A 23213-nucleotide genomic window follows, 5' to 3' on the forward strand; every position below is an offset into this window, starting at 1 on the left:
GAAGATAAAGGTGATACGATGCGAATTTTAGTTAAAGGGCTGTCTGATGAACGATTTCATCGACCGCTTGTCAATATAGCCAATTTATTCGAGGAAGATAGTGAAGTGCTGTTTGATTCAGGTGAAGCAAACGCTGGCCTGGTCATGGTGTTTGATTGGAAAGAAACTGGCGGTATGGTGGAGGCTTCTGGCCATATTGCTGGATCAGATATGACGAGTCGTTTTACAAGAGAGATGCCAGAGGGCTTGAACGATAAAGAGCGCTGGAAGCAAATCAAAAACACTGTGCTGTCTGTTTATTTACATCTGCTTCAGGAATATACAGGAATGACGCAAAAATGGGGGATTCTTACGGGGATACGCCCTACGAAATTACTTCATAAGATGCTAAGAGAAGGCATGACAAAGGAAGAAGCACATGCTGCGTTAAAGCGCGATTACTTGATTCATGATGAAAAGATCCATTTGATGCAGGAGATTGTTGATCGTCAAATCAAAGCCATTCCAGATCTGTACGATCTACAGGAGGAAGTGAGTATTTATATCGGTATTCCTTTCTGTCCAACAAAATGTGCTTATTGCACGTTCCCTGCTTATGCCATTCAAGGACAAGTTGGAAGAGTGGGAACGTTTCTTTTTGGGCTGCATTATGAGATGCAAAAAATGGGCGAATGGTTAAAGGAACATGGGATTAAAGTGACGACTGTTTATTTTGGCGGAGGTACTCCAACGAGTATTACAGCAGAAGAAATGGATTTGCTATATGAGGAGATGTATCGCTCTTTTCCAGATGTGAAACATATTCGGGAAGTCACTGTAGAAGCGGGACGACCTGATACGATTTCACCTGATAAGCTGGAAGTGCTCAACCGTTATCATATTGACCGGATTAGTATCAATCCGCAATCATATGAGAATGAAACATTGAAAGCGATTGGCCGGCACCATAGTGTGGAAGAAACGATTGAAAAGTATCATTTATCAAGGCAGTATGGCATGAATAATATTAACATGGACTTAATCATTGGGCTGCCAGGAGAAGGGCTAAAGGAATTCCAACATTCCTTGAACAAGACAGAAGAACTGAAGCCTGAATCTTTAACGGTGCATACCCTTTCCTTTAAGAGAGCGTCTGAAATGACCCGCAATAAGGAAAAGTATCAAGTGGCAGACCGAGAAGAGATCACACGTATGATGGATGAAGCGGTTGCTTGGACAAAGGCACATGACTATCATCCGTACTATTTATACAGACAAAAAAACATTTTGGGGAATCTCGAAAATGTCGGGTATTCGTTAGATGGACAGGAAAGTTTGTATAATATTATCATTATGGAAGAGGTGCAGACGATCATTGGCATTGGATGCGGCGCTGCGAGTAAATTCATTGATCCGCGAACCGGAAAAATTACGCAGTATGCCAATCCAAAAGATCCAAAGTCTTATAATGATCGTTATGAGCACTATACGGAGGAGAAGATTCAGTTTCTTGAGTCATTATTTGTTTCTCACATGTAAACACTGCGGTGACGCAGTGTTTTTTTCATTTGTAAAAGGGTATATAGGGGGTAAAAAGATAAAGCAGGTGTACATATGATGGATGTGATCGGAATTGGGATTGGGCCAGCAAATTTAGGATTGGCCGCTTTATTAGAGGAGTATGAAGATGTGACATGCTGTTTTTTTGAACAGGAAACCGAATTTGCTTGGCATCCTGGTATGCTCATCAAAGGAACGGACTTACAAGTTTCCTTTCTAGCGGACCTTGTGACAATGGCTAATCCAAGGAGCAAGTATACATTTTTAAATTATTTACATGAATCAAACAGGCTTCACCGCTTTTATACATTTGAACAATTTGATATCCCCCGGAGAGAATTCAATGAGTATTTATCATGGGTTGCAGGTGAATTGGATAGCTGTCAGTTCGGGATGAAGGTGGAAGAAGTGACCGACTGTGAAGACGGGTATCTTGTAAAAGTTCGGCGGTTGAAAGATGGGGTGCTTTCTGAATATCGTGCAAAGCATGTCGTCCTTGGTACTGGAAGCAAGCCGATGATTCCTGTCGATGTGCCAGAAGCTGCGTTGCCGCATGTGACCCATAGCAGCCGTTATGTGGATCAACAAAAAGAACTTCATGAAGCTGAAACGGTGGCGGTGATTGGTTCAGGTCAGAGTGCAGCTGAAATTTTCTTAGACCTGCTTCAGCATCAGAAGAAAGGACAGCAGCTTTCGTGGTTTACACGTTCAAGTGAATTTAGAGAACTAGAGACAGCGGAGCTTGGTCAGGAGCTATTTACACCTAAGTATGTTGAATATTTTCATTCCCTTCCTTATGAAGAACGGATGAACACATTGCCTAGACTGGCAGGATTAAGGAATGGTATAGATGCATCGACGCTTTCTCGTATTTATCAGGAATTGTACCATCGCTCCGTTTCAGGAGAAGAGCCATCTGTACTCATTCAGCCAATGACGGAGCTTGAAGCGATACATATGGAGGATGAGCAGCAGGTAGAGCTGCATTTGAAACAATGGCAGCTCAAGAAAGAAAAGAAAATCACAGCCGATCATGTGGTATTGGCTACAGGATATACGCCTAATATTCCGGAATGGTTTAGCGCATATGAACCATTGATTGAATGGGAGAGCGATAAGCATTTTAAAGTGACAGACGACTTCAGGCTTGTGTTTAAAGACAAACGGTCTCATCATTTCTTTACATTCACGAACCTCGATCACTCTCATGGAACAGCGGCGACCAATTTAAAACTATCGATCTACCGCAATCAGAAAGTCATCCGAACCATTCGCGGGGATACGAAAGAACAAGTGAAGCAAGAAACGGCATTTCAGCAATTTGAATAGATATAAAAAAAGGGCCCCAGCACAGGGCCCTTTTCAATTAAATGGTTGTTTCTCTTTTTACTTTTGGTTTTTCAGTTTTCCATTTGAAGATTTTGTTTAGGATTTGATAGATACGCTTTGATTCTTTCGTCACTAGCGGTCCTAAAATCGCAAGGATTAATACATATAATGCAGCAAATGGCTTCAATGTAGCGGCAAGCCCGCCTGCAATCCCAAGTTCGGCTACAATGATGGAAAACTCTCCTCTTGATACGATGGTTAATCCAATATTAGAAGAAGCTTTATGAGAGAAACCGGCTCTTCTTCCAGCAAACATCCCGGCGGTGAAGTTCCCAATTAAGGTAAGAATGACAGCGCCGATCGCAAGCCAGAAGGCATCTCCTAATGTAAATGGATCAATACTTAATCCGAAGCTGAAGAAGAACATGGCGCCAAAGAAATCTCTAAAAGGAACAACGAGATGTTCAATGCGGTCTGAGTGCTCTGTTTCTGAAAACACAAGACCGAGTAAGAGAGCGCCAATGGCCTCTGCGACATGAATCGTCTCTGAAAAACCAGCCACGAAGAACAAAGCGGCAAAAATGACAATGATAAATACTTCATTTGAACGGATATCGAATAGTTTGTTTAATAGTTTTGGCAGCTTACGTGCGATGATAAAGAAAATCATCATGTAACCAAAAGCGATTAAAATAGATAATAAGGCACCGCCAACGGACGTGGCATCTCCAAGGACAAGACCGGATACGACAGATAAATAGACGGCGAGAAAAATATCCTCAAACATAATAATCCCAAGAATTAACTCTGTTTCAGGGTTCGCTGTCCGTTTTAAATCGACAAGGACTTTGGCGACAATGGCGCTGGATGAAATGGTGATAACGCCTGCCATAATGAGAACTTCAAGGAATCCAAAGCCTGTGATAAACCCATAAAGCAATCCTAAGCTAAAGTTGATCAAAATATAAATAGATCCGCCGACTGCAATGGATTTACCCGATTTTATGAGTTTGCCGACAGAGAACTCAAGCCCAAGGTAGAATAGAAGGAACAGGACACCCATTCTACCAAAAAACGAAATAATCTCGGTGCTCTCGATAAACTTCAAATCAATGATCCCGATGGTTGGTGCATGCGGACCAACAATCATCCCGAGGACAATGAGAAAAGGAATGATAGAAAATTTAATTTTATTGGCGATTAAGCTGGCAATGGCGATGAGAATAAGCGCCGTTCCAACTTCAAAGACTAAATGATCCATTCATCACTCTCCCCCTCTAGAAAGAAAATCACGTATCAATCGCTTCAAGTGTTTTCTTTCGCCTGAAATGACCATCGTATCATTTGCTTGAATAATCGAATCGGCACCGGGGTTGAGTAATTTTTCATTTGTATGTTTAATGATCGCAATGACGGTGACTTCATAATTTTGTCTCACATCTAAATCGCCGAGTGTATGTCCAACCGCTTTTGCGTCTTTTTCTACCTTAAACCATTCAATGATCAAATCATTGAATGCCATTTCAATCGTTTCAAGTGCTTGCGGCTTATACACCATACCGCCAATAATGGCCGCAATTTGCCGGGCTTCAGCATCATCGAGAGAAATGGTGGACAGTATTTCATCTGGATCTTCATCGTCGAAACGATAAATCTCCCGTCTGCCATCATCATGAATCACAATCGTCATCTTTTCTCTATTTCTCGTTTCAATTTCAAATTTCTTTCCAATCCCAGGAAGATCATTTTCTTTAATGTTCATTTTATCCCTCCGAATATGATAGGTTTTGTTTTTCATATAGTGAGTACGGATGAAATAAAATGAATCAGTCGAGGTAATTTGATTGGTACATAATGGGGATTGCACACTTCATTTCTAAAAAACATAAATCAATAGATAACGCTGTGGTTGATGCAAGCTTTACAAGAAAAGCTTTTGAAGCGCCCATTGATAACCTCTGTTTTAACAGAAGAGATGCGGCATGTTTTTTTGAAAACGGAGGTGTCTTCACAGCATTGATTTCTTCATCATAAATCGATGGAGAAATCAGGCTCGGTGTGCTCGCTTCTGCTTGTGAAGCAAAAACGACATTTGAAAAGGGAGAAAACATGACGATGCAGCTAATCAATATACATATGGAACTTCTTATCAATCATTCTCCCCCTTTCATATGATGTTTTATTTCTTATTTTACTATATAAAAATATATTTCTCGTTTCAACAATTATGCTTATTTTAGTATCAGTTGATCTTGAAATTTTTTGTGTAGAGGAAAAGGAATTGCTTGATGGAAATTGAAGTAAGTGATGAGCTTGAAAAGAAAGAGGGGGAATGGATGATGACGTATATCAATTGTCAGGTAGATGGGGATATTTTTGAAATCGTTTTCAATAGGCCTGAAGCGTATAATTCGTTTCATGTTGACATGTTTGCTGAATTGAAGGAAGCGTGTGATACAGCGAGTGAGAGCAGTGCGAAAATTGTTGTACTCAAGGGGATGGGCAAAGGGTTTTCAGCAGGCGGAGATATTGGCATGATGCTAAAGCAAGATCGTGAAGAAGATTTTCATCGCGTGATGGATCTGATCGAGGGAATTACACTTTCTTTAGCCAGTATGAAAAAAGTGACGATTGCACTTGTCCACGGGGCAGCGGCTGGTCTTGCTTTTAGCTTTGCCCTTAGCTGTGACTATTTGTTTATGCATCAAGATGCTAAACTTGCCATGAACTTTAATGGAATCGGGTTAATCCCAGATGGCGGAGGGCATTTTTTCCTCACCAAAAGAGTTAGTGAACAAACCGCTAAACAATTGATTTGGAGCGGGCAAAAGCTGCCGGCTGAAGAAGCGCTCAAGCTTCGCCTTGCAGACGGCGTGTTTCAAGATGAGGTGGATACGTATCAGAAAGCGTGCGTCAAGCCGTTTTTAAATATGCCGCTTCAAGCCTTTGTTGAAACAAAGATGATTTATTTTCAGCAGTCAGAATCACAGCTGTTAGCCGTTCTTCAAAAAGAGCGTGCTGCACAAGCTAGACTGAGACAAAGCCGTGATCATCAGGAGGGTGTTCAAGCGTTTTTGGAAAAAAGACGTCCTGTGTTTCATTAAATAGAAGAATGAATGGCCGGCGGATGCCGGCTTTTTTAACGTTCAAATAAAAGAAGTTTACCTGCATCATTTACGAGCCGGTGAGAATGCTTTGTGTATTGTTGTTCGATTAAACGATGACGTCCTAATTCTTTTGCTTTTTCATCACTATCTGTGGTGATTTTTTCGTTTAATAAGGTTTCACCTGACGAATCAAATACAGTCAAAAAGTAGGTTTTCTCCATCTCTGATCTTCCCTTTCTTCTTGTTTTTTAATGAATTATACAAGGAGGAAGTTAAAACCTCTTTTTTTACCCCTAAAAATGTGTTTTTTAGAATAAGAGCGATAGAACGTGCATTCGTAAAAACGGCGTGATAAAATATGGACAACTACAGTAACGTACAAGGAGATAGACGTTTGACGAAGCTCACTTTTATTCATGCCGCAGATCTTCATTTAGATAGTCCGTTTGCGGGAATGTCCAATATACCGAACCGAATTTTTAAGAGGTTGAAAGAAAGTACATTTCAAAGTGCCAAGAACATGTTTGAACTTGCAATTGATCGAGAAGTAGACTTTATGCTGCTAAGCGGAGATCTATTTGACGAATCGAATCGCAGCCTAAAAGCACAACTTTTTTTAAGAAATCAGTTTCTTAAGCTGCAATCACACGGGATTGAAGTGTTTATTATTTATGGTAATCATGATCATTTAGGTGGTGAATGGACACCAATTGAGTGGCCAGAGAATGTTCACGTTTTTTTGAGCAGTACGCCAAGTGAGCAAGCCTTTTATAGAGAAGGTCAGCTTGTGGCAAGTATTTACGGGTTCAGCTACAAAGAGCGGGCTGTCCATGAAAATATGACACCTTATTATGAAAAAAAAACAGATGCCCCCTATCATATTGCCATGCTTCACGGCACATTAGCAGGTCAAGAAGGGCATGATGCGTATGCACCATTTCAGCTTCAGCAGCTTCTAGCGCGGGATTTTGATTATTGGGCGCTTGGACATATTCATAAGCGGGCTCTTCTGCATGAAGATCCAATGGTGATTTATCCTGGAAACGTGCAAGGAAGACATATAAAAGAAACAGGAGAGAAAGGCTGTTATGTCGTTTACCTATCTGAAGATGCTCAAAGAGCGGAGTTTGTGAGCTGTTCAGATGTCATCTTTGAGACATTGACAATAGATATCACACATACCGCTCATATGACCGATCTTGTGATACTTGTGGACAAAAAGATGAGTGGACTGAAAGAGAGAGGTGTTCCTCATTTTGTGAAAATCGAACTAACTGGCGATGCTCCTGCTTATATGGAGCTCACGCAGCTTGAAGTGCTTGAGGAGCTGATGGCTGTTCTTCATGAACAGGAGGAAGATGAAGACTTGTTCGTTTGGGTGATGTCGATTGACTGCCGGACACATGTAGATGCCGTCTATCCAGAAGATTCTTTTTTGACAGAACTAACAGCAGAAATTGCCGAGTTTGATGCGTATGATGAGCTGCTTTCACCGATCAAGCGTCATCCAACCTATAGAAAGGCAGGAAGAGCTTTTACAAAAGAGGACGAGATCGATATTAAAGAAGAGGCACAAAGGCTGCTGGCAGAACAGCTGAAGCAATTATGAGAAAAGGAGAGGCATGATGAAAATACGTTCACTCCATATTGCGAATTTCGGGAAATTTTCCAATCAAACCTTCCACTTTTCTGATGACGGTTTTCAGTTAGTTTATGGCCTGAATGAATCGGGGAAAACGACATTGAAGGCGTTTATTGAATCGATGTTATTTGGTTTTTCCAAAAGCCATATGTATAAGCCGAAGCATGGCTCATTTTATGGCGGGTCTCTTACATGTTTAGATGAGGAATTAGGTGTGATTCATATTGAAAGAACATCTGATCATGGCGGCCAAGCTCAGGTGTTGCTGCCAAATGGTGAAGTGAAAGATGAAGCGTTTCTACATGCGATGTTAAAGGGAACGGATCGCAGATTATACCAATCGATCTATTCTTTTGACGTGTTTGGTCTGCAAAATGTACAAGCATTAAATCAAGATCAAATAGGGGAATTTCTACTCTTTTCAAGTTTGTTTGGCTCAGATGCGGCATCTAAAATGGACAGCAGGCTACTAAAACAGCAGGAGCAGCTTTTTAAACCGAATGGACGTAAGCCTGAATTAAATCAGCAGCTTGATCATGTAAAAGAGCTGTCAGGTAAGTTGAAACAGACCAAATTGGTAGAAAGTCGTTATACCGAAAAGAAAAAAGAACAAGCTGAATTAACCGAGAAGGTAGAAATGCTTCAGCATGAAATGAGACAGACTGAAAAAGAGATTCGGCATTTGACTGAACATATTCGACTTTATCCTATGATAGAAAAAAAGATAGAGTTAAAAAAAGATTTGGCTAGTTATCCAGAACGAGTCAAACGGTTTAGACCGGAAACCGCGCATGAACTTGATAAATTAGAATCACACCTTCACCCAAAAAAGGCGCAATTGACGGCACTGAAACAAAAATTAGATCATTTGCAAACGTCGCTCACGCAAGTTCAGCCACTCTATGACAAGGATACGGTATTGGAGATGAAGCAGGTCATAGCTGAATCATCTGATGCTGAACTTGTGAAGAAACGCTTAGCAGAAGGGAAAACAGAGCAGAATTCTTTGAAACAAAAAATAGAAGAAGCATCAGCGAAGCTGAAGTGGCAGCGTCCAATCAAGCTTGACCAGCTGGATGATTCACTTGACTTTGAGTGGGAATTAAAAGAGGCTGTGAGCCAATACGTTCGTTTAATGGATAGGAAAACACAGCTCGATGACCGGTTTGATCATGCAAGACATGAGCTGGAAGAAGCGGAAACCGCTCTAAAAGGATTAAAGGAACAGCCCGTTAAAGAGCAAGATGCAGAAGATGTCAGGGGCACAAGGGCTACAGTGAAACAGAATCATTCCAGAGTGTGGTTATTCCCGCTGATGTTCGTGCTATGTGCTGTCATTCTCACGGTCTTATTCGTTTTAGCAGAGAGCTGGGTGACGTTACTGTTTGCAGGATTTTCCGTATTTATCTTGATTGCTATTTATCCAGTGCTTAAACAGACTCAGATGAAGGAAGCAAACGACAGTAACGCCTATCATTCTTTTCAAGTTCAAACAGCTTCAGCTGAAACGCTAGTGAAGCAAAAGGAGCTTTTATACGAAAGAATGATACAGCAATATGAAGACTGGGAGCGGGAACTGGAACCTGTACAGCAGCAAGTAGAAGATATGAGAAGGCAGCTGGGTTTGTCCTCAGAGCTCTCATTCCTTGTGGAAGCTTTCCATATCTTGAAACAATTAAAAGCGAATACAGCGGCATATGAGGCGCTTAACAAGGAAATAGAGATGCTCACACAGCAGCAATCGACCTACGAGCAAAGAGTTTCAGCGCTCATGAGTCTCCTTCAAAGAAAAGAAGGGACCATTCAAGAGAATATCTCAGCCTTTCAAGAGATATTGAAAGATGAGGAAAAAAGAGAAAAAGAACGTCAGACATTGCACGTATCCATTCAGCATGTAGAGCACCAGCTGACAACATTAGAAGGAGAAGTTCAATATTATGAAAAACAAACGGACGAGCTTTTTCGAAAAGTAGAAGCAGCGTCAAAAGAAGATTATCATGTCCTATCTCATCTATCCAAAGAATACCGGGAGCGGCTGTACAATTTGCAGCAGCTGAACCAAGAGCTGCACAAAAGCGGTTATATAGATGAGGAAGAGGTCATTGTCCGTAAAGGTTTACGCACCCTTGAGGAGCAGTGTGCACAAGCAAAAAGGCGTCTGAATGACATGCAAGAGAATGTGACGAATATGAAAAGACGCTTGGCAGAATTAGCAGTAGAAATACGCCAAATAGAAGCATCAGGTACGGTGTCTGATTTGACTCATCAGCTTGCTGTAGAGCAGGAGCAGGCAAAGCATCTAGCGAAAAAATGGGCGGCTATTCAGCTCGTTCGTTCCGTCATTCGAGAGAAACTCAATGAGCATAAAGAAACGAGGCTACCAGCACTCCTCCAAACAGCTTCCCGATTTATTCAGCCGTTGACGAATGATCGTTATGAAGTGATTTTATTTTCTGCCGAAGATGACCGGCTGATTGTGAAACGGAGGGATGGACGCCTATTCCGCCCGGAGGAGCTTTCACAAGCAACATGTGAGCAGATTTATCTCTCGATTCGTTTTGCACTTGCTTTGTCCCACCAGCAAGAGTGTCAGCTCCCATTTATGATGGATGACAGTTTCGTTCACTTTGATCATGTCCGTCTAGACAGGGTGCTGGAGCTGATGAGTGAACTCACTCGTTTTGAATCACAGCTGTTTTATTTCACTTGTCATCATTATATGAAACAAGCAGCGGAAGACGGGCAGATTACGAGTTTAGTAGTGGAATGATTGACAAATTATGACTTATGTTATACTTATATGAGCAGAAACATGGAAGGAGCATTTATTGAATGGCTAAAGGGATCATGACCTATGACGTCGGCGAACAAGTTGACCTGCATTTATTAATTAAATCATCTACTAAAGGGATTGCGAGTAATGGCAAACCATTTTTAACGTTAATTCTTCAAGATCAAAGTGGAGATATTGAGGCGAAGCTATGGGATGCAAAGCAGAATGATGAACTCACATATGCTGCGCAAACCATTGTGAAGGTAGTAGGTGATATTCATCATTATCGCGGAAGGAATCAGCTGAAGCTTAGGAATATACGTCCTGTTGCTGAAAACGAGCAAATCCGCATTGATGATTTTCTAGAAACAGCTCCTATTCCAAAGCACGATATGATGGATACCATCATGCAATATATTTTTGATATGAAAAACCCTAATATTCAGCGTGTCACAAGACATTTGCTGAAGAAATATGGACAGGAATTCGCTGATTACCCAGCAGCTACGAAAAACCATCACGAGTTTGTTTCGGGTCTTGCCTATCACGTGGTATCGATGCTTCATTTAGCGAAATCCATTGTTGATCTATACCCATCACTAGATCGAGATCTTTTATATTCAGGGATCATTCTACATGATTTAGGGAAAGTCAAAGAGCTTTCGGGTCCTGTCTCCACCACATATACAGTAGAAGGGAACTTAATTGGCCACATTTCTATTATGGTGACAGAAATTGCGAAAGCCGCAGAGGAGCTTGGCATTGATTCTGAGGAAATTCTGATTCTGCAGCATTTAGTGCTGAGTCATCATGGAAAAGGGGAGTGGGGCAGTCCTAAACCACCAATGGTGAAGGAAGCCGAAATTCTCCACTATATAGATAATTTAGATGCAAAAATGAACATGATGGATCGTGCGCTTGAGCATGTGAAGCCAGGAGAATATACAGAGCGTATTTTTGCACTAGAGAATCGTTCGTTTTATAAACCAACCTTTCACAATGAATCATCATGATAAAACGCCCGTTTGATGCGGGCGTTTTTTTTCATAACTTGTCTTCTTTTCGCATAAGCATGTAACACAAAGGAAGAGAGATTAGTCCTAAAAAAGGAGGCGAAGACAATGTTATTTTTTCCATGGTGGGTATATGCATGTATCATTGGTATTATCTTTTGTGCCTATAAATTAATGACGACAGCCAAAGAGGAGCAAGAGATTGATCAATCCTTTATTGAAAAAGAGGGAGAAATCTTTATCGAACGAATGGAGCAGGAAAGAGAGCGTAGACGTCAAGGACAGCAAATGAAACGATCACAGGAAACGGCGAAGCATGAGGACCATTCGATTGCATAATCAATAAGAATAAAAAACCCCTCTACAAGTTCATGTAGAGGGGGTTTTCGTTCATTATTGGTTTGTTGTTTGTTGTGTGGTTTGCTCAGATTTTTCTTTGAAAGTATTTTCAAGTTCTTTATCTTTTACTTTCACATCAGCATCTTTCACCAATTTGTTTAAGATCGTCTGAATTTCATTGTTATCTGCTTGTTTTTGATCAAGCAGTTCTTTTTTCAAGTCTGCTTTCATGTCATCGTATTTACCGCGTTCTTCGGTCTTTTTAATGATATGGTAACCAAATTGAGATTTTACTGGTTTGCTGATTTCATTTACTTTTAGTTTGAAGGCAGCTTTACTGAAGTTCTCATCCATTTGGCCATCTTTTGCGAACCAGCCTACATCGCCGCCTTGTGCTGCTGAAGCAGTGTCAGTTGAATATTCAGATACAAGGTCATCCCATTTTTCGCCTTTATCTAATTTCTTTTCTACTTCATCTGCTGTTTTCTTGTCAGCAACTAAAATGTGGCTTGCACGGATTTTCCCTTTTAGGTCATCGTAATACGCTTTTACTTCTTTGTCAGTGATTTTGATGTTAGCTTTGGCAGCCTTTTGAGTCAGCAGCTCATATTTTACTTGATCTTTGATGTAATCTTTTCCGAATTCATCTTGAAGTTGTTTTAAACGATCTTCACCAAGTGTCTTTTTATATTCTTCCAATTTCTTATCAATTTCTTTATCTGATACTTTGTATTTGTCAGCAAGAACCTTTTGTTGAACAAGTAGGTTTAAAGCATCTCCACCTGCTTGTTTTTTAAGTGTTGTGTAAAGCTCTTCTTTTGTGACATCTCCTGATTTTGTTGTTGCGATCACTTCTTTGTCACCGCTACTGCATGCGCCAAGAGTTAAAACACTTACTGCTGTTACAGCTGCTAAAGCCATTTTTTTCATTCAAAAAACACTCCTAATCTTTCCAATTTATTTATCATTGCTTGTATCATAACATATTGTGACATGCTGTAAAAAGAAATGCAAATGGGAGGGCATTCGTCTAGTCAAATTTTTGCGACCAACATACACATATATTGATCACAAAAAGGAGGCTGAATTATATGGGAGCAGGATATTCTAATGGGTTTGCTTTATTGGTCGTGCTATTCATTTTGCTGATCATCGTTGGTGCAGCATATCTTTATTAATTAAATCGCTGTAACAGAAAGGAGCCGTCCTGCCATGCGTGCGGGCGGTTCTTTTTTAAAACGATGACAAGTGCCTAAACGTTTTAAAATTTTCTGCATACACTGAGCTTAGAACAGAGGAAGAACTGGCAGGAGGTGTTTTCACATGGGAGGAGAAGTCTTTGCTGGCGGTTTTGCACTAGTCGTCGTGTTATTCATCTTATTGATCATTATCGGTGCATCTTGGATTTGCTAATAGATCATCATACACAAAAAGCTGCCATCAAACAGGCAGCTTTTGCTTTGATCTTAAATAGATATGGTAATTTCAACAAATGATGAGATCAGTAAGATCAGTATCGATACATTGATAAAGCGAAACACCTTATCTTGCCGTTCTTCAGGAATCTCTCTGACAAGGCATAATGTATTAGTAAGCCTGTTTATTGAATACACAATAAACGCGGCAAAGACGATGAAGTAAAATAAAACTATCGGAGATCCCCCCTCTCTATGCTATTCCCATACTACATTACCAAATTTTTTATGAAAAAGATAGAAGTTGGCTTTAAAAACCTCATGATGAGGAAGTTGGGTCAACTAAAATATCAAACTCGTCTTGGGCTTGATCAATGATGCATGATTTTGGCGCTTTTAGCAGTTTCCAAGCAAATAAAAAGTCAGGCAAACAATAGCCTGCATGAATACTTGCGATCATGATAAAATAGTGTGCGTACATTGGAAATGCCATTCCTAAAACAAAGTAAACAGGTGAGATGACACAAAACGGGCTGAGCAGTGAGAAAAGCATCACTCTCTTAGGCACGCGCTGCCAGCAATTTCGTTTAAATAACGTCATTTTTTTCTTATGTTTCATGACTGGGATCAAGTGAACCACGCGGTGGACAAGCAATGTCGCAAGTAAAAGCACGACAAAAAGTGGTGCATTGTGACTGCTGAGTCTCGTTTCAGGATGAGTCAGTTGAAAACATAAAAATGCCATAATGAAAAAAAATACAGTAAGACATATGGCTGAAATCATCATTCTCGTATAACCATAATCCTTTTCAAGATTAATGGTCTTCCAACAATTCATTTTTCATCCTTCCAATCTCAAAAAAACTAATTGAATATCTCAAGATAATTTACTCTTCCTGAGGATAAAAATCAATGGTTTTCAAGAAAAAAAATAAATTGTTACATTCATATGGAGTAAAGAGAGGAAACTTTGGGTTTTTCAAGAAAAAAAGACATAAGAGGGAGGTTCGTCTCTTTCGTCAATGAGTAATTTCGGCTAAAATAGAGTGACTAAGAGAAAGAGGGAACGTACATGAGTATTGAGGAACGAATGAGCCAGCTCGAATATTATATGGAACTGTTACTGACGGCGACAGATATGAGCCGTTATCCATATTATGCGCTATTGATCCGGCAGCGTGTATCGAAAGAAGAGGCAAAGGACATTGAGCGTATTTGTGTTGAGCTCTCAGATGAAATGGACAAGCAAAAAGCACAAGGCTACGTCATGTTCGACGATCTCCTTGCGCTGTTTGCGGGACAGTTAATTGAAAAGCTGGATGTTCATGAGACGATTTTTGCTTTGCATGATCAAGGGCTGTTTCAGCCGTTAATGAATGAATTTATAAAGATCATTAAACAATTTGATTTGCTTTAGCCGCTTTTTCCTCTGCTGAGTCTTCAAGTTCTTCAGGCTTTTTCGTGACTTTCCCACGTTCATTCAAAAAGTCCTTCTCAATGTTTGAAAACGATTTCTCAAAAATCTCCATGAAATCCTCACCATAAATGTTTCGGATAATACACATCATTTCTAAAATTTCAGGGAACTTTCCGTAAATGTCATGAAGCGGCTGTGCGCCTTTGACAATACCAGTTCGGGCCGGGTCGTAATCTTCGAGTAGTTTATGGAATGTCTCTTCGCCTTTTGGCGTTAGTTCAATATACGTATTGCGTTTATCGTTTAACTTTTTAGAAAATTTTAAAAATCCTCTTTCCTCTAATTTTTTAGAGAAGTTAAACGCCGTTGATACATGCATGACGCCAAACTTTGCAATTTCTGATATTGAAGCTCCTTTTAATTGATACGCAATCCACAAAATATGATGTTCATTGATATTTAGGTTATACGGTTTGATCCACTGCTGCCAGTCCTTTTCAATGGATTTCCAAAGAGCTTTGCTCAATTGGGCCATTCTTTGACTGAATAAAAGTGCTTCTTTTACATCGAAAGGCTGTTCCGAATGATTCATCCATTTCACCTACTTCTCTTTTTCTTGTAATTCTATTATGCCAATAAAATAAAGATTAATAAAGCTGAAAATTCAAGAATTTTTAAAAGTCATGAAAAACATTGACAAAATAACCTTTTTTCAGCAAAAAAAGTGCGGGATACGCACCCCGCACACTTTTGTAAACGAATATTTTTTTGTGAGTATATTAGTTTTGTAAGGTTTTCTCCAGTTGTTTGAGCTTTTCCTCAATTTCCTGAATTTCCTTTTGTAAGTCCTGCTGATGAGGTTTGATTTCCTCGCGCCATTGCTGAATGGATGTTTGCAATTCAGTCCCAACCTCTTTAATGACCTCAGCACTTTCTTTTGCGGTTTCAACAATCTGCTCTTTTAAAGCTTGTCCATCTCTTTTTAATCTTGTCAGCGTATCTTCAAATTTGTCATAGCCGTCTTTCATCTTTCCGCGTACATCTCTGCCAGAAGAGGGAGTCGTCAGGAGCACTGCCGCACCTCCGAGGAGACCGCCTACAAATAATCCTGTTAATAAAGAACGTCCACTAGCCATTCCAATCACCTCTAGTCAAATTTTACACATTCGCATGTTCTCTCTGAGCTGACGATCAGCTTCATTGAACTTCCATACATAGCTTGCTTTATTTTAGCATACTTTTGAAGAAAAGGGAGGGGAGAAGGTTGTCTGTCTTTCTGTTCGTTTTTACGTGTATGTGTGTGATTTTCGCAGGTGGTTCTATTCATTATGTAAGGCAGCTTGGGTATGCAGGATCTTATCCGCCAAAACATGTATTAAGACAAAAAGCAATTGTGTGTGCGGCAGGTGCAGGGATTTCGCTCTCCATTTTGCTGCTTACCCTTTTTCTTTTATAGAAGCATGAAAAAAACCTCTTCATCTAATGAAGAGGTTCCAGCATGTAGACAAACCCTCGCATTCTTTGTCAGTCCTGCGTGCTGGTGCTCACGAATGTCAAATTCGCTCCGCGCCAGTACTCGTCCTTCCTAGACTTCAAGGGCTTTCAATCATGCTGAAAAGAAGACAAAGGGCTAAAATAAAGAATCATTTTAGCCCTTTGTCAACAATATGAAAAAAACCTCTTCATCTAATGAAGAGGTTCAGTTATTCGTTAAGCGACTTCAATCATTCTTGCGCGCTTTAATATGGACTGAGCAATCGGGAAGACAAATACCATAGCTATCGTATTGATCACAGTTGCTGGCAGGACAACACCTACAAGAAGTGCTGGTAACGCAGCCGGCAGTCCAGTAATCAGTAAAGCGGCAGATAGGAAAATCACGCCTGATACGACGGTCCCAACAGCGGTGAGTACAGCGGTCAGAACGACTTTGTTCTTGATCTTCAGGCAAGATAAGAAAAGGGCTAAGAAGATAAAGGCTGTCACCGGTTTATCAATCATATTTGGAATTTGTCCGCCTGGAAAACCTGTTGTCAAAGCGGAAATGACCCCAGTAACTAGGGCGATCACAACGACATGCTGTACTTTCGGAAAAAGGATGATGCTTAAAAACATCATAACCAGCATCATATCAGGTTTCATTCCAAAAAAGATGGGCGGGAAAATCGTATGCAAAACAGCTCCCATTGCTGCAAGCAATGACATAATTACTAATTCTTTTGTTTTCATTTCTATGCTCTCCTCTGCTAAGCTCTTAGAACTCTCCAATAATATGGCTGATCATTTATTGCAAGAGTCATGACTTTATATTTCTCGTTATTATAACAAATTTATTTCACGATAGAAAAGCCTTTTTACTCATTTTCTTGCTGGAACTTTTTCATAAAGTCCGCAAGCTTTTGGCAGTCTTCTATAGAGACGGCGTTGTAAATCGAGGCTCTGCATCCGCCAACAGAACGGTGGCCGGCGAGTCCAACCATTTGTTCTTGTTTTGCTTTCTCCACAAAGGATGCAGTGAGTGCATCATCACGCAGGGTAAACGTGACATTCATATGTGAACGGCTGTCAGCACGTGCATGCCCTTTGTAAAAACCGCCACTTTGATCAATCGTATCATACAGAAGCGCTGCTTTTTGTTCATTGCGTTTTTCTGCTGCTTCTACACCGCCCGCCTGTTTCACATGCTCCAGGACAAGGGACAGCATATAAATCGCAAAAGTTGGTGGTGTGTGATAAAGAGAATTGGCTTTGGCATGTGTTGAATATTTTAAAATTTTAGGTGTGCCGCTTTTTTCTTTCTCTAATAAACGTTTGCGCGCGATCACAATCGTGATACCAGAAGGCCCTAGATTTTTTTGTGCCCCGGCATAAATGAAATCAAATGAAGACACGTCTATTTTTTTGCTGAGAATATCACTGGACATGTCGGCAATAAGCGGGAGTGACGTGTTCGGGAACGTTTTCCACTGAGTACCGAAAATGGTATTGTTCGATGTGATGTGCAAGTAAGCACCGTCATTTAAAACGGACGCATCTACATCTGGAATATACGAATAGTTGTCGTCTTCACTTGAGGCAAACACTGATGTTTCACCAAACCCTTTTGCTTCTGACAAGGCTTTCTCTGACCAAGCACCTGTTTGGATGAAATGAGCCGTTTCGCCTTCATGTAAGAAGTTCATCGGAATCATTGCAAATTGAAGACTTGCCCCGCCTTGTAAAAAGAGGACCTCATAATCTTCTGGAATGTCCATCAATTCTACCAAGAGTGCTTTCGCTTTATTGTGGACTTCTTCATACTCACCGCTGCGATGAGAAAGTTCCATCACAGACATCCCGGTTTGTTTAAAATCAACAAGTTCTTCCTGTGCTTTTTGAAGCACTTCTAGCGGCAGCGCCGCCGGACCAGCATTAAAATTCGTCGTTCGCTTCATCACAATCTCTCCCTATTTCTCGCGTTAATGGATCAAAAGATAAAACCATCCTATCACAAATTTGAAGCATTTGGACAAAAAATTTGAATCGTCCTAAATATCTTACGATTCAGAGGATAAGCTCAGAAAAGAGGCGAAAAAAAGAAAAACCTCATCAATTAAGATGAGGTAAGGCGCGTATGGATGGCAGAAGAAATGTCTTTTAAATCCTCTGATGTATATTGATCTTGGTGAGATTTCCATACGGCACCAAAGCCGTCGCCTTTGCCATAACGCGGAATAATATGCATATGGTAATGGAACACAGATTGTCCGGCTTTTTCACCGTTGTTGTTCAGAAGGTTTAAACCAATTGGTTCAAATTCTTGTTTGATGGCTCTAGCGATTTTTGGAATCGCTTGGAAGTAATGATTAGACACTTCTGGTGTCATGTCATAAATGTTTTCTTTATGTATTTTCGGGATTACAAGGGTATGTCCTTTTGTTACTTGGCTGATATCAAGAAAAGCCAATACATGCTCGTCTTCATATACTTTTGCACATGGAATGTCTCCATCAATGATCTTGCAAAAAATGCAGTCGCTCACGCCATGTCACTCCTCATTATTTTTCCTTTATCGTATCACAAAAAGAAGCAAAAAAGAAAACAGGACAAGCGAACTCCTTTGGTCGCTCATCCTGCTCCTGCAGAAGAAATGCTGATGCTTTCATTTGATATGCCTTTTGAATTCTTTATTTACTGAAATAAAGAATTCATATGCCTGCTATTTCTGCCGTAAACACCTCATTTGACGTTTTGGTTCGTCGTATACATATTTGTATAGGACACAAAAATCAAGAATCAGTGAAGCAAAACAGAAGCTAAGGTTTTTAGATGAAAAACCAACTTGTCATGCGGTTATTGCCTTTAACAAACACCTCATTTACGTATTGGTCATCAAGTTCATTTCTTCTACATACATTATGATGACCAGTATGCCGATGTTTTATTCATGAGTTGTCTATAGGTAAACATTTCAAATTGTCTTTCGTTTTTGGTACTATAAAGGAAAAAAGAAAGAAAGGAACGAACTGATGTCCCTTCTAACTGTAAAAGATGTAACGGGTGGATATACAAAGAATCCCGTTCTGAAAAATATTTCATTTGAATTAGAAAGAAACCAAATCGTTGGTCTCATTGGCTTAAACGGGGCGGGAAAAAGTACAACCATTCGTCATATTATTGGATTAATGAAACCTCATAAAGGGGTCATTGAGCTGAACGGACGAACCCTTCAAGAAGATCAAGAGGCGTATCGTTCACAATTTACGTTTATTCCAGAGACACCTGTCTTATATGAAGAATTAACGTTAAAAGAGCATTTAGAGCTGACAGCGATGGCTTACGGCCTTTCAAAAGAACAATTAGAAGAACGTCTGCCGTCTTTGCTGAAGGAATTCCGAATGGAGAAGCGATTGAAATGGTTCCCTGCTCATTTTTCTAAAGGGATGAAGCAGAAGGTGATGATTATGTGTGCGTTTCTTGTGGAGCCAGAGTTGTATATTATCGATGAGCCGTTTTTAGGGCTTGATCCGCTTGCGATCAACGCATTATTAGAACGGATGAATGCGGCGAAACAAAACGGCGCAAGTGTTCTGATGTCAACGCATATTTTAGCCACAGCGGAACGTTATTGTGATTCCTTTATTATTTTGCATGAAGGGGAAATTAGAGCGAAAGGAACACTGACAGAACTAAGAGAGCAGTTCAACATGAGAGATGCGACACTCGATGATCTTTATTTGGAATTAACAAAGGAAGAAAGCTATGAGTAAAACAACGCAAACCATTTGGAAATCACGATTAGAAGAACACGTACAAGAAACAAGAAAATATTTAAAATATATGTTCAACGATCATCTTGTGATTGTGCTCATTTTTTTCCTTGCAGGCGGGGCGAGCTGGTACAGTAATTGGCTGAAGCATATTCCAGCTCACTTCCCATCCTATTGGGTCATGGCAGTTGTTTTCTCATTGGTCCTGACTAGTTCTTACGTGCGAACGTTGATCAAAGAGGCAGATCTTGTGTTTATGCTTCCTTTGGAAGCTAAGATGGACCCTTATTTAAAACAAGCGTTTAACTTTAGCTTCATTTCTCAGTTATTTCCTTTGATTGCCGTGTCCATTATTGCACTTCCGCTATATTCGGCTGTCTCCTCAGGCGATCTGATGCTATATGTGCTCATTTTGGCGCAAATGATCTTAATAAAAGGTCTGAATACAGCGATTCAGTGGAGAATCACTTATTTTCAAGGGAAACATGTCAGATGGATTGATGCAGTGATTCGTTTTCTGCTCAATACAATGTTAATGTATACCGTTTTACAAGCAGCTTATGCCATTGCCATCGTCTTTTATCTTTTATATGCTGTCTATCTCATTTATCTAACAAATGCAGTAAAAAAACAGCCCTTTCAATGGGAATTGCATATTTCTGATGAGTTAAAACGAAAACAGCGTTTTTACCGCTTGGCAAACTTATTTACGGATGTCCCTCATTTAAAGAAACAAGTGAAAAGAAGGGCGTATATGGACTGGGTCTTGCAGTTTGTTCCTTATGAACAGCGTAAAGCTTTTTCTTATATGTATGTGAGGGCGTTTTTACGTTCAAATGACTATTTTGGTCTTGTGTTTAGGTTAACCGTCGTGTTTGTGCTCATCCTCTTGTATACAGGTGCAGCAGGCTGGGTGGGGGCATTACTTGTCTTGTTTACAGTCTTTATCACAGGTGTACAGCTTGTCCCGTTAACAAAGCACTTTGCTCATCTGTCGTTACAGGCACTTTATCCTGTGTCTCAGCAAGAAAAAGATCGAAGCTTTTTTGTTCTCGTACGAAATGTACTCATTATCCAGTCAATTTTACTGAGCTCCGCCGTTTTCCCAGCAGGTGGATGGAAGGGAAGCGGACTTGCTCTTCTCATTTCATTGGTATTTGTGCTTGTCCTATTTAAGCCTTACGTACAAAGTAGATTAAAAAAGATGAGATAAGCATTTTTTACAGCGTGTGTATGATGTCACCAAGGAGGGAACTGGGATGAATGCAGCTGAACGGGAACTGTATGAAGAGGCCATTTTTTTTCAAATGCGTTTTTTAAGAAAACCATCCAAGATCGAGCGGTTTTCAAAAGGCGTTCAGCAGCAAGTGAATCGCCGAATCCCTGCTCGATTTCATCAAGTCATCACAAGTGCGGTGAAAACAATGGTTGAATCCACCGTATCAGGAAGCCATTTTACTTCATTTACAGTCATTGATGAACAATTGTCTATTGTAGAGCGAAATGAGCTGGCAAAGGAAAAGGTGACATATTATCAAAAGGCCGCTGCGATTGAAGGAATTGGCACAGGTGCGGGTGGATTGTTTCTCGGAATGGCGGATTTCCCTCTCCTTTTGAGTATTAAAATGAAATGTCTATATGAGCTTGCTTGTATATATGGATTCGATTTGTCTCAAAAAGAGGAAAGACTCTTTTTGCTTTGTATTTTTCAACTCGCCTTTTCAAGCAGTACACACCGTCAAAAAATGATGAAACTCATTGAAGAATGGGAAACAACCCGGGAAGAAATGGATTGGTATAGCTTTCAGCAGGAATATCGAGATTATATTGACCTTGTGAAGCTGTTTCAATTAATGCCTGTGGTCGGTGCCGCTGTTGGTGGGGTGGCAAATCATCAGCTGACAGGACAGCTTGGTGAAGTCGCACGCCATGTGTTTCACTTGCGTGTGTTGAAGGAATTGAAATAGAAAAGCCGCTGTTGGGCAGCGGCTTTTTTTCATTCATCGTAGGAAAGGACGGCATGAGCGAGTACCTTTGCTGCGACAGGCATTGCGTTTTCGTTAATATCAAATTTCGGATGGTGGTGTGGATACACATCTTGGCTGTTTTCTGGCATAGCGCCTGTGTAGAAGAAAGTACCAGGAACATGCTGAAGGTAGTAAGCAAAGTCTTCTCCGCCCATTTGGGTTTCTGCTTCTTTTACTTCTGTGACTCCTTCTGTCTGTTTGGCTATTTCTGCTATATATTCAGTTGGTGCAGGGTGATTTTTGACTGCAGGATAGCCTCTTACATATTCATAAGTATAAGAGGCATCGTGCATGTGGCAGACACCTTTCACCACCTGTTCAATTTCACGTTCAATGATATGGCGTGCACTCTCTTCAAAGGAACGTGCAGTACCTGTTAGCACGGCCGAATCTGCAATGACGTTAAAGGCATTTTCAGCGACAAATCCCCCTACAGATACCACCGCAGAATCAATCGGGTTGACTTTACGGGCCACGACCTGCTGAAGATTGGCTACAATTTGTGAACCGATGAGTACGGCATCTTTCGTCAGGTGCGGCTGTGCGCCATGTCCGCCTTTCCCTTGCACTTGAATAGAGAAACGATCGGCGGCTGCCATAAAGTTCCCGCTTTTATAAAGAACAGTGCCGCATGGCTCTGAGGACCAAAGGTGGGTGCCGAAAATGACGTCAACACCGTCTAAACAGCCATCTTCAATCATTGGTTTCGCACCGCCGGGGGCATATTCTTCAGCGTGTTGATGAATGAGGACGATTTTTCCTTTTAATTGATCTCGGTGCTCATGTAAGATCTTCGCTAAGACGAGAAGTGTTGCTGTGTGGCCATCGTGACCGCATGCGTGCATGACGCCAGGTTTTGTTGAACGGTAAGGTACATCCTTTTCATCATGAATGGGAAGTGCATCAAAATCAGCTCTCAGTGCAATGGTCGGTCCAGGGTAAGCTCCTTCAATAAAAGCGAGTACACCATGTCCGCCTACATGTGTGCGTGTTGGGATATGTAATCTGTCATAATATTGAGCGATGTAAGCACCTGTTTCCTCTTCCTGAAAAGAAAGTTCTGGATTCATATGGAGATGGCGTCTAATTTCAACCATTTCCTCATATTGTTCATCAAGACGTTCATTGATCCTTTTGTGTAAAGTGGATACTGTCATTGATCCGAAAACCTCCTTTAGGCTCTTTTACTGATTGTATGGTAATTGTTAGAATCTTTCAACAGAAGAGGATGTTGAGAATGACAGAAAAGGTCATTTTACATAAAAGTCGAAGGTTAAGTATGAAGCTTGAAAAAGGGGGAGTGGCATTGGGAAGCTGTCCAAATTGTTCAAAAGCATTTTCTTTCGTCGAAAAATTTCATTTA

Annotated in this window: 27 protein-coding genes; 14 read left to right on the plus strand and 13 right to left on the minus strand. The window is 40.6% G+C overall.

The window, feature by feature from the left end:
• Positions 1-18 precede the first annotated feature (18 nt).
• Complete coding sequence (locus NST09_RS04985) at positions 19-1518, plus strand: coproporphyrinogen III oxidase (protein WP_125589150.1); 1500 nt, start codon at positions 19-21, stop codon at positions 1516-1518.
• Positions 1519-1593: 75 nt separating this feature from the next.
• Positions 1594-2868, plus strand: a complete 1275-nt coding sequence (locus NST09_RS04990) for a SidA/IucD/PvdA family monooxygenase (protein ID WP_342493406.1) — start codon at positions 1594-1596, stop codon at positions 2866-2868.
• A 37-nt stretch (positions 2869-2905) separates the two neighbouring features.
• Here the strand turns inward: NST09_RS04990 and NST09_RS04995 are convergent, their stop codons facing one another.
• The 3 genes from NST09_RS04995 to NST09_RS05005 form a co-directional block, all read right to left on the minus strand.
• Complete coding sequence (locus NST09_RS04995) at positions 2906-4129, minus strand: cation:proton antiporter (RefSeq protein ID WP_007497140.1); 1224 nt, start codon at positions 4127-4129, stop codon at positions 2906-2908.
• A 3-nt stretch (positions 4130-4132) separates the two neighbouring features.
• On the minus strand, positions 4133-4630 hold the full coding sequence (locus NST09_RS05000) for a cation:proton antiporter regulatory subunit (protein WP_008348915.1): 498 nt from the start codon (positions 4628-4630) through the stop codon (positions 4133-4135).
• A 64-nt stretch (positions 4631-4694) separates the two neighbouring features.
• A complete protein-coding gene (locus tag NST09_RS05005) occupies positions 4695-5021 on the minus strand; it encodes a hypothetical protein (RefSeq protein WP_025207030.1) in 327 nt (108 codons plus the stop codon).
• Positions 5022-5156: 135 nt separating this feature from the next.
• Between NST09_RS05005 and NST09_RS05010 the strand changes: the two genes are divergently transcribed.
• Positions 5157-5972, plus strand: a complete 816-nt coding sequence (locus tag NST09_RS05010) for an enoyl-CoA hydratase (RefSeq protein WP_080688154.1) — start codon at positions 5157-5159, stop codon at positions 5970-5972.
• A gap of 35 nt (positions 5973-6007) precedes the next feature.
• On the opposite strand, the gene NST09_RS05015 is transcribed toward NST09_RS05010, so the two are convergent.
• Positions 6008-6196, minus strand: a complete 189-nt coding sequence (locus NST09_RS05015) for a YhzD family protein (protein ID WP_008348907.1) — start codon at positions 6194-6196, stop codon at positions 6008-6010.
• Between the two features lie 173 nt (positions 6197-6369).
• Here NST09_RS05015 and NST09_RS05020 point away from each other — a divergent pair, with 173 nt between their 5' ends.
• The 4 genes from NST09_RS05020 to NST09_RS05035 all read left to right on the plus strand — a co-directional run bounded on the left by NST09_RS05020 (position 6370) and on the right by NST09_RS05035 (position 11742).
• Positions 6370-7584, plus strand: a complete 1215-nt coding sequence (locus NST09_RS05020) for a DNA repair exonuclease (protein WP_342493407.1) — start codon at positions 6370-6372, stop codon at positions 7582-7584.
• 16 nt (positions 7585-7600) lie between these two features.
• A complete protein-coding gene (locus NST09_RS05025) occupies positions 7601-10387 on the plus strand; it encodes an AAA family ATPase (protein ID WP_252224904.1) in 2787 nt (928 codons plus the stop codon).
• A 62-nt stretch (positions 10388-10449) separates the two neighbouring features.
• A complete protein-coding gene (yhaM, locus tag NST09_RS05030; protein WP_007497151.1) occupies positions 10450-11403 on the plus strand; it encodes a 3'-5' exoribonuclease YhaM in 954 nt (317 codons plus the stop codon).
• A gap of 108 nt (positions 11404-11511) precedes the next feature.
• Positions 11512-11742, plus strand: a complete 231-nt coding sequence (locus NST09_RS05035) for a sporulation YhaL family protein (RefSeq protein WP_017360318.1) — start codon at positions 11512-11514, stop codon at positions 11740-11742.
• A gap of 54 nt (positions 11743-11796) precedes the next feature.
• On the opposite strand, the gene NST09_RS05040 is transcribed toward NST09_RS05035, so the two are convergent.
• The gene (locus NST09_RS05040) at positions 11797-12672 is read right to left on the minus strand and encodes a peptidylprolyl isomerase (protein WP_007497153.1); all 876 of its coding nucleotides are present in this window, start codon (positions 12670-12672) and stop codon (positions 11797-11799) included.
• 161 nt (positions 12673-12833) lie between these two features.
• Between NST09_RS05040 and NST09_RS05045 the strand changes: the two genes are divergently transcribed.
• Together NST09_RS05045 and NST09_RS05050 are read left to right on the plus strand one after the other, a co-directional pair.
• Entirely contained in the window at positions 12834-12920 is an 87-nt protein-coding gene (locus NST09_RS05045) for a YjcZ family sporulation protein (protein WP_008361129.1), read from the plus strand.
• 145 nt (positions 12921-13065) lie between these two features.
• Positions 13066-13155, plus strand: coding sequence for a YjcZ family sporulation protein (locus NST09_RS05050; protein ID WP_017360317.1), 90 nt, complete (start codon positions 13066-13068; stop codon positions 13153-13155).
• A 53-nt stretch (positions 13156-13208) separates the two neighbouring features.
• Here the strand turns inward: NST09_RS05050 and NST09_RS05055 are convergent, their stop codons facing one another.
• Together NST09_RS05055 and NST09_RS05060 are read right to left on the minus strand one after the other, a co-directional pair.
• Positions 13209-13394 carry a hypothetical protein gene (locus tag NST09_RS05055; protein WP_072368131.1) on the minus strand — a complete coding sequence of 62 codons (186 nt, stop codon included), beginning with the start codon at positions 13392-13394 and terminating at the stop codon, positions 13209-13211.
• Positions 13395-13476: 82 nt separating this feature from the next.
• Positions 13477-13995 (minus strand): DUF3267 domain-containing protein, encoded by a 519-nt coding sequence (locus NST09_RS05060; RefSeq protein ID WP_007497155.1) that lies wholly within the window; start codon positions 13993-13995, stop codon positions 13477-13479.
• Between the two features lie 234 nt (positions 13996-14229).
• Between NST09_RS05060 and NST09_RS05065 the strand changes: the two genes are divergently transcribed.
• The gene (locus NST09_RS05065) at positions 14230-14574 is read left to right on the plus strand and encodes a YhaI family protein (protein WP_048002577.1); all 345 of its coding nucleotides are present in this window, start codon (positions 14230-14232) and stop codon (positions 14572-14574) included.
• Here NST09_RS05065 and NST09_RS05070 read toward each other — a convergent pair.
• A complete protein-coding gene (locus NST09_RS05070; protein ID WP_008348891.1) occupies positions 14552-15166 on the minus strand; it encodes an HTH-type transcriptional regulator Hpr in 615 nt (204 codons plus the stop codon). The two genes, NST09_RS05065 and NST09_RS05070, sit on opposite strands and share 23 nt — an antisense overlap.
• A gap of 187 nt (positions 15167-15353) precedes the next feature.
• Positions 15354-15710, minus strand: a complete 357-nt coding sequence (locus tag NST09_RS05075) for a YtxH domain-containing protein (RefSeq protein ID WP_007497160.1) — start codon at positions 15708-15710, stop codon at positions 15354-15356.
• 128 nt (positions 15711-15838) lie between these two features.
• Here NST09_RS05075 and NST09_RS05080 point away from each other — a divergent pair, with 128 nt between their 5' ends.
• Positions 15839-16030 (plus strand): hypothetical protein, encoded by a 192-nt coding sequence (locus NST09_RS05080; protein ID WP_008348888.1) that lies wholly within the window; start codon positions 15839-15841, stop codon positions 16028-16030.
• 254 nt (positions 16031-16284) lie between these two features.
• On the opposite strand, the gene NST09_RS05085 is transcribed toward NST09_RS05080, so the two are convergent.
• The 3 genes from NST09_RS05085 to NST09_RS05095 all read right to left on the minus strand — a co-directional run bounded on the left by NST09_RS05085 (position 16285) and on the right by NST09_RS05095 (position 18595).
• On the minus strand, positions 16285-16803 hold the full coding sequence (locus NST09_RS05085) for a tryptophan transporter (protein WP_017360314.1): 519 nt from the start codon (positions 16801-16803) through the stop codon (positions 16285-16287).
• Between the two features lie 125 nt (positions 16804-16928).
• Positions 16929-18008 (minus strand): 3-phosphoserine/phosphohydroxythreonine transaminase, encoded by a 1080-nt coding sequence (gene serC / locus NST09_RS05090; protein ID WP_007497164.1) that lies wholly within the window; start codon positions 18006-18008, stop codon positions 16929-16931.
• Between the two features lie 158 nt (positions 18009-18166).
• The gene (locus NST09_RS05095; RefSeq protein WP_008348883.1) at positions 18167-18595 is read right to left on the minus strand and encodes an HIT family protein; all 429 of its coding nucleotides are present in this window, start codon (positions 18593-18595) and stop codon (positions 18167-18169) included.
• A 487-nt stretch (positions 18596-19082) separates the two neighbouring features.
• Between NST09_RS05095 and NST09_RS05100 the strand changes: the two genes are divergently transcribed.
• The 3 genes from NST09_RS05100 to NST09_RS05110 are packed head-to-tail and all read left to right on the plus strand — an operon-like array spanning position 19083 to position 21790.
• Positions 19083-19823 carry an ABC transporter ATP-binding protein gene (locus tag NST09_RS05100; protein ID WP_008348877.1) on the plus strand — a complete coding sequence of 247 codons (741 nt, stop codon included), beginning with the start codon at positions 19083-19085 and terminating at the stop codon, positions 19821-19823.
• The gene (locus tag NST09_RS05105; RefSeq protein ID WP_017360312.1) at positions 19816-21036 is read left to right on the plus strand and encodes an ABC transporter permease; all 1221 of its coding nucleotides are present in this window, start codon (positions 19816-19818) and stop codon (positions 21034-21036) included. The genes NST09_RS05100 and NST09_RS05105 overlap by 8 nt, the downstream gene beginning before the upstream one ends.
• Positions 21037-21082: 46 nt before the next feature.
• The gene (locus NST09_RS05110; RefSeq protein ID WP_008348873.1) at positions 21083-21790 is read left to right on the plus strand and encodes an EcsC family protein; all 708 of its coding nucleotides are present in this window, start codon (positions 21083-21085) and stop codon (positions 21788-21790) included.
• A gap of 29 nt (positions 21791-21819) precedes the next feature.
• Here NST09_RS05110 and NST09_RS05115 read toward each other — a convergent pair whose 3' ends face one another.
• Positions 21820-23007: a M20 family metallopeptidase gene (locus NST09_RS05115; RefSeq protein ID WP_056705108.1), complete on the minus strand. Its 1188-nt coding sequence runs from the start codon at positions 23005-23007 to the stop codon at positions 21820-21822.
• Positions 23008-23213: the final 206 nt, after the last annotated feature.

Origin of the sequence: Bacillus sp. FSL W7-1346 (genome assembly GCF_038593335.1) — a bacterium.
In the GTDB taxonomy this organism is placed as follows: domain Bacteria; phylum Bacillota; class Bacilli; order Bacillales; family Bacillaceae; genus Bacillus; species Bacillus altitudinis.

Excerpts from the sequence above, each read along its gene's own strand:
- NST09_RS05105 (WP_017360312.1), top strand. The coding sequence starts at position 19,816 with ATGAGTAAAACAACGCAAACCATTTGGAAATCACGATTAGAAGAACAC.
- NST09_RS05050 (WP_017360317.1), top strand. The coding sequence starts at position 13,066 with ATGGGAGGAGAAGTCTTTGCTGGCGGTTTTGCACTAGTCGTCGTGTTA.
- NST09_RS05060 (WP_007497155.1), bottom strand. The coding sequence starts at position 13,995 with ATGAATTGTTGGAAGACCATTAATCTTGAAAAGGATTATGGTTATACG.
- NST09_RS05000 (WP_008348915.1), bottom strand. The coding sequence starts at position 4,630 with ATGAACATTAAAGAAAATGATCTTCCTGGGATTGGAAAGAAATTTGAA.
- NST09_RS05115 (WP_056705108.1), bottom strand. The coding sequence starts at position 23,007 with ATGACAGTATCCACTTTACACAAAAGGATCAATGAACGTCTTGATGAA.
- NST09_RS05045 (WP_008361129.1), top strand. The coding sequence starts at position 12,834 with ATGGGAGCAGGATATTCTAATGGGTTTGCTTTATTGGTCGTGCTATTC.
- NST09_RS04985 (WP_125589150.1), top strand. The coding sequence starts at position 19 with ATGCGAATTTTAGTTAAAGGGCTGTCTGATGAACGATTTCATCGACCG.
- NST09_RS05085 (WP_017360314.1), bottom strand. The coding sequence starts at position 16,803 with ATGAAAACAAAAGAATTAGTAATTATGTCATTGCTTGCAGCAATGGGA.
- yhaM (WP_007497151.1), top strand. The coding sequence starts at position 10,450 with ATGGCTAAAGGGATCATGACCTATGACGTCGGCGAACAAGTTGACCTG.
- NST09_RS05040 (WP_007497153.1), bottom strand. The coding sequence starts at position 12,672 with ATGAAAAAAATGGCTTTAGCAGCTGTAACAGCAGTAAGTGTTTTAACT.
- NST09_RS05025 (WP_252224904.1), top strand. The coding sequence starts at position 7,601 with ATGAAAATACGTTCACTCCATATTGCGAATTTCGGGAAATTTTCCAAT.
- NST09_RS04995 (WP_007497140.1), bottom strand. The coding sequence starts at position 4,129 with ATGGATCATTTAGTCTTTGAAGTTGGAACGGCGCTTATTCTCATCGCC.
- NST09_RS05110 (WP_008348873.1), top strand. The coding sequence starts at position 21,083 with ATGAATGCAGCTGAACGGGAACTGTATGAAGAGGCCATTTTTTTTCAA.
- NST09_RS04990 (WP_342493406.1), top strand. The coding sequence starts at position 1,594 with ATGATGGATGTGATCGGAATTGGGATTGGGCCAGCAAATTTAGGATTG.
- NST09_RS05015 (WP_008348907.1), bottom strand. The coding sequence starts at position 6,196 with ATGGAGAAAACCTACTTTTTGACTGTATTTGATTCGTCAGGTGAAACC.
- NST09_RS05065 (WP_048002577.1), top strand. The coding sequence starts at position 14,230 with ATGAGTATTGAGGAACGAATGAGCCAGCTCGAATATTATATGGAACTG.
- serC (WP_007497164.1), bottom strand. The coding sequence starts at position 18,008 with ATGAAGCGAACGACGAATTTTAATGCTGGTCCGGCGGCGCTGCCGCTA.
- NST09_RS05075 (WP_007497160.1), bottom strand. The coding sequence starts at position 15,710 with ATGGCTAGTGGACGTTCTTTATTAACAGGATTATTTGTAGGCGGTCTC.
- NST09_RS05010 (WP_080688154.1), top strand. The coding sequence starts at position 5,157 with ATGGAAATTGAAGTAAGTGATGAGCTTGAAAAGAAAGAGGGGGAATGG.
- NST09_RS05100 (WP_008348877.1), top strand. The coding sequence starts at position 19,083 with ATGTCCCTTCTAACTGTAAAAGATGTAACGGGTGGATATACAAAGAAT.
- NST09_RS05035 (WP_017360318.1), top strand. The coding sequence starts at position 11,512 with ATGTTATTTTTTCCATGGTGGGTATATGCATGTATCATTGGTATTATC.
- NST09_RS05070 (WP_008348891.1), bottom strand. The coding sequence starts at position 15,166 with ATGAATCATTCGGAACAGCCTTTCGATGTAAAAGAAGCACTTTTATTC.